This window comes from Microvirga sp. P4_G7 (assembly GCF_056401005.1).
In genome coordinates this window covers 1-3,792 of record NZ_JBFUKD010000351.1, presented here as the reverse complement: position 1 = coordinate 3,792, position 3,792 = coordinate 1, and the positions used below count along the sequence as shown (strand labels likewise).

Here is a 3,792-nt window from a genome sequence, read left to right as displayed (position 1 = left end):
ATGTTGCGGAAATCCTTGCCGTCGAACGTCGTATTCTCGCTGATTGCGCCCGTGAGAAAGCCCTTGCCGAGTGGGCTGAAGGGAACGAAGCCAATTCCGAGTTCCTCCAGTGTCGGCAACACCTCCTTTTCTGGCTCACGCCACCACAGGGAATATTCGCTTTGAAGCGCCGTGACAGGTTGGACAGCGTGTGCGCGCCTGATCGTCTGCACGCCTGCCTCGGACAGGCCGAAGTGCTTGACCTTGCCTTGCTGAATCAACGACTTCACCGTTCCCGCGACGTCCTCGATCGGCACGTTCGGATCCACGCGGTGCTGATAGAACAGATCGAGTCGATCGGTCTTGAGCCGCTTCAGCGCCGCCTCGGCGACGTCCCTGATATGGTCCGGGCGACTGTTCATGCCGCTCTGTCCGCCGCTGGAATCGAATTCGAAGCCGAATTTCGTCGCGATCACCACTTGGTCGCGGATGGGTGCAAGAGCTTCGCCCAGGAGTTCCTCGTTCTTGTAAGGCCCATAGGCTTCGGCCGTGTCGAAGAAGGTGACGCCACGCTCGAATGCCGACCTGATCAATTGAATTGCATCGTGAAGGTCCGTCGCCGGGCCGTAGCCGAAGCTCAGGCCCATACAGCCAAGGCCGATGGCTGAGACTTCCAGATTGCTGTTCCCGAGTTTGCGCTTCTGCATTCTTCTTCTCCATCGAGGCCATGTCGCAGGCCAGTGTGAGCGATCGCTCACACGCGGGATCGTTCTCCGGTCGCCATGTATTGTTCGTCGTCGACGTGGTCCAACCAATCGACGACCTTGCCCTCGAGCGCCTCGGCGATAGCGATGTGAGTCATGGCGGTGGTAGCCGTGGCGCCGTGCCAATGCCTCTCACCCGGTGGAAACCAGATCACATCCCCGGGCCGGATCTCCTCGATCGGCCCGCCTTCGCGCTGCACCCAGCCAGCGCCCGCCGTGACGATCAGGGTCTGCCCAAGGGGATGGGTGTGCCAGGCTGTACGAGCGCCGGGTTCGAAGGTGACGATCGCTCCGCCGATGCGCGCCGGATCGGATCGCTGGAAGGGTGAGTCGATCCGCACAGCGCCCGTGAACCATTCGGCCGGTCCCTTACCGGAGGGCTGTGAACCGCTTCGTTTGATCTCCATCGCCTGCTCCTTCGCTGATCCGGCCCTTGAACTTTTGGGGGTCGGATCTCGAGGGGTGATCTAGCGCGGGGGGCACCGTGCGATTAGATGCCAAAAAGCGCATGGTCTTATACTGAGGATTCATAAATGCAGCGCGAAGAGCTGGCGGACCTGATGGCATTTCTCTCGGTGGCGGAGGAAAGGAGCTTCACCCGCGCTGCGGCCAAGCTCGGCACCTCGCAATCGGCACTGAGCTACACGATCCGCCGGCTCGAGGCGCGGCTCGGGATTCGACTGTTGACCCGCACCACCCGGAGCGTCTCACCGACCGAGGCCGGCGAGCGCCTGCTCCGCACTCTTGGCCCGGCCTTTGGTGAAATCGACGCCGAGTTGTCGGCGCTCAGCGAGTTTCGCGAGAAACCCGCCGGCACGATCCGCATCACGACGGGACAGCACGCGGCCAATTCCATCCTCTGGCCGACCCTTCAGAAGTTGCTACCGGATTACCCGGACATCAAGGTCGAGATCGTCGTCGACTCGGGCCTGACTGATATCGTTGCCGAGCGGTATGACGCTGGCGTGCGGCTCGGTGAGCAGGTGGCAAAGGATATGATCGCCGTGCGCATCGGGCCGGACATGCGCATGGCGGTTGTCGCTACGCCTTCCTATTTCGCAACGCGACCGCGCCCGAAAAGACCGCAGGATCTCGTCGGTCATCGATGCATCAATCTGCGCCTACCGACGTCCGGGGGAATCTACGCATGGGAATTCGAGAAGGATGCCCGAGAACTCAAGGTGAGAGTCGAAGGTCCGCTCGTCTTCAACGATCTTGCCCTCATCCTCGACGCCGCACTGGCGGGGATCGGCATGGCATACCTGCCTGAGGATCAAGTGCAGCCGTATCTGACCGATGGGCGGCTCATGCGGGTGCTCGCCGATTGGTGCCCGCCGTTTTCGGGCTACCACCTCTACTACCCGAGCCGCCGGCAACCTACGCCCGCCTTCAGCGTGCTGGCCGATGCGCTGCGCTACAGATTGTGAACGGATTGCGGCAGCCGCGTTTCGCACTTGAAGCCGAATTGCGAGTGGAGAGCATTCTGCGCTTCTGCAGTGAAGCCACGCACTTCGATTTGAAGCGTGGACAAAAAAGGGGTGTGAGAACGCACACTGGAAAAGCTCAATACGTCAACCAGTGGCAAAGACATTTTTGCCCCTCCATTCAAACGGGGGCGAGGCAGCGTCATGCGTGGCATGGGGGCTCTTTAAGCGGAGGCCGCCATGGCGCAAGTAATTACGACAACCATTGAGCTGAATCAGAACATTCCAATCGGCGTGACGCGAGAAGAGCCAGTGATTGTGGGCGCGACCGGCGTCATCAGGTCGTTCGGGGGCAGTGGTATTGGAGGCGTTGGCGGCGAACTGTCAGTGGCCGTTTTCGGAACTATCGATGCTTGGGCTCCGGCCATTCAACTCGCAGGCGATTCGAACGTTGTCAGGGTCGGATCATCGGGATCGGTTGTTAGCAGCGCGAGCTTCGGCGTCTACTTTGACGCCGGAGGAGTGAACAATACCGTTTTCAATGACGGTGAAATTTTCGGAGATAGTGTCGGAGTTTACACGACCGCCGGTGGTGCAAAAATCTATAGCACCGGGAGCATCAGCAGCAGGACTTCGGAAGCCGTCTTCCTGACTTCGCAGGTGGGCGATCGTCCCAATCTGATCGTCAACGAAGGGCTCGTTAGCAGCTTGAGGGGCTCAAATGATCCGTTTGCACACCAAGCAATAAGAGGCTCTGCGACGGCCGACCATCTTGTAAACGAAGGTCATATCTATGGCGGCATCCGGTTTGGCCTCGGGAACGACAGCTACGACGGCCGTCTCGGCACCATCGTTGGCGTGCTCGACTTGGGCGAGGGCAATGACAGGGCGCTAGGCGGTGCAGGCGATGAGACCTTCATTGCTGGTCTGGGCGATGACACAATTGATGGTGGCGTAGGCACCGATACATTCATTGCCTTGAAGGACACGGCTGAGGCATCGAGAATCGACCTGCGACTCGAGACAGGGCAAAACGCCGGCAGCGGCACCGACACTCTTCGCAACATCGAGAACATCATAAGTTACGGCGGCGCAGATCATTTGACTGGAAGCACTGGAGACAACGCTCTCACTTCCAGTGCCGGAAACGATACATTGGACGGTTGGTTCGGCAATGACACGCTCGATGGCGGGGTCGATACTGACACCGCGTTGTTCTCGGGCCCGATTGGGGCGACGGTCGACCTGAATAAGCAAGGTCAGGTACAAGAGACCAACTATGGCCTCGACACCCTTCTCAACATCGAGAACCTCGAAGGCGGTTCCGGCAACGATGCGTTCACCGGCGATGYCAACGCCAACGCGCTGACCGGCAACGGCGGCAACGACACGCTCGACGGTGGCCTCGGCAACGATACGCTCGACGGCGGCACGGGGACGAACGTCGCGAAGTTTTCCGGCACGGCCGCGGAATCTCAAGTCGTCGACAACGGCGACGGCACCTTCACGGTGACCGGACCCGATGGCACCGATCTCGTGCGCGACGTCCGCGTGCTGCAATTTGCCGACGCGAGCGTGGCGTTGTGGAACGCTGCGCCGGCTGGTCTGGCGCTGTCCCAGGCGCA

The 3,792-nt window shown here is 60.5% G+C and carries 4 protein-coding genes; 2 read left to right on the top strand and 2 right to left on the bottom strand.

Going from position 1 to position 3,792, the window contains the following annotated elements:
- On the bottom strand, positions 1-686 hold a 686-nt coding region (locus AC1DT3_RS14365; protein WP_477465927.1), incomplete at its 3' end, for an aldo/keto reductase.
- A 47-nt stretch (positions 687-733) separates the two neighbouring features.
- The gene (locus tag AC1DT3_RS14360) at positions 734-1,150 is read right to left on the bottom strand and encodes a (R)-mandelonitrile lyase (RefSeq protein WP_477465926.1); all 417 of its coding nucleotides are present in this window, start codon (positions 1,148-1,150) and stop codon (positions 734-736) included.
- A 126-nt stretch (positions 1,151-1,276) separates the two neighbouring features.
- Between AC1DT3_RS14360 and AC1DT3_RS14355 the strand changes: the two genes are divergently transcribed.
- Together AC1DT3_RS14355 and AC1DT3_RS14350 are read left to right on the top strand one after the other, a co-directional pair.
- Positions 1,277-2,170: a LysR family transcriptional regulator gene (locus tag AC1DT3_RS14355; RefSeq protein ID WP_477465925.1), complete on the top strand. Its 894-nt coding sequence runs from the start codon at positions 1,277-1,279 to the stop codon at positions 2,168-2,170.
- A 237-nt stretch (positions 2,171-2,407) separates the two neighbouring features.
- The coding region (locus AC1DT3_RS14350; protein ID WP_477465924.1) for a calcium-binding protein at positions 2,408-3,792 on the top strand (1,385 nt) is incomplete at its 3' end.

What these genes read in the sequence shown, in the direction of transcription:
- AC1DT3_RS14355 (WP_477465925.1), top strand. Translation starts at nt 1,277, where the DNA reads ATGCAGCGCGAAGAGCTGGCGGACCTGATGGCATTTCTCTCGGTGGCG.
- AC1DT3_RS14360 (WP_477465926.1), bottom strand. Translation starts at nt 1,150, where the DNA reads ATGGAGATCAAACGAAGCGGTTCACAGCCCTCCGGTAAGGGACCGGCC.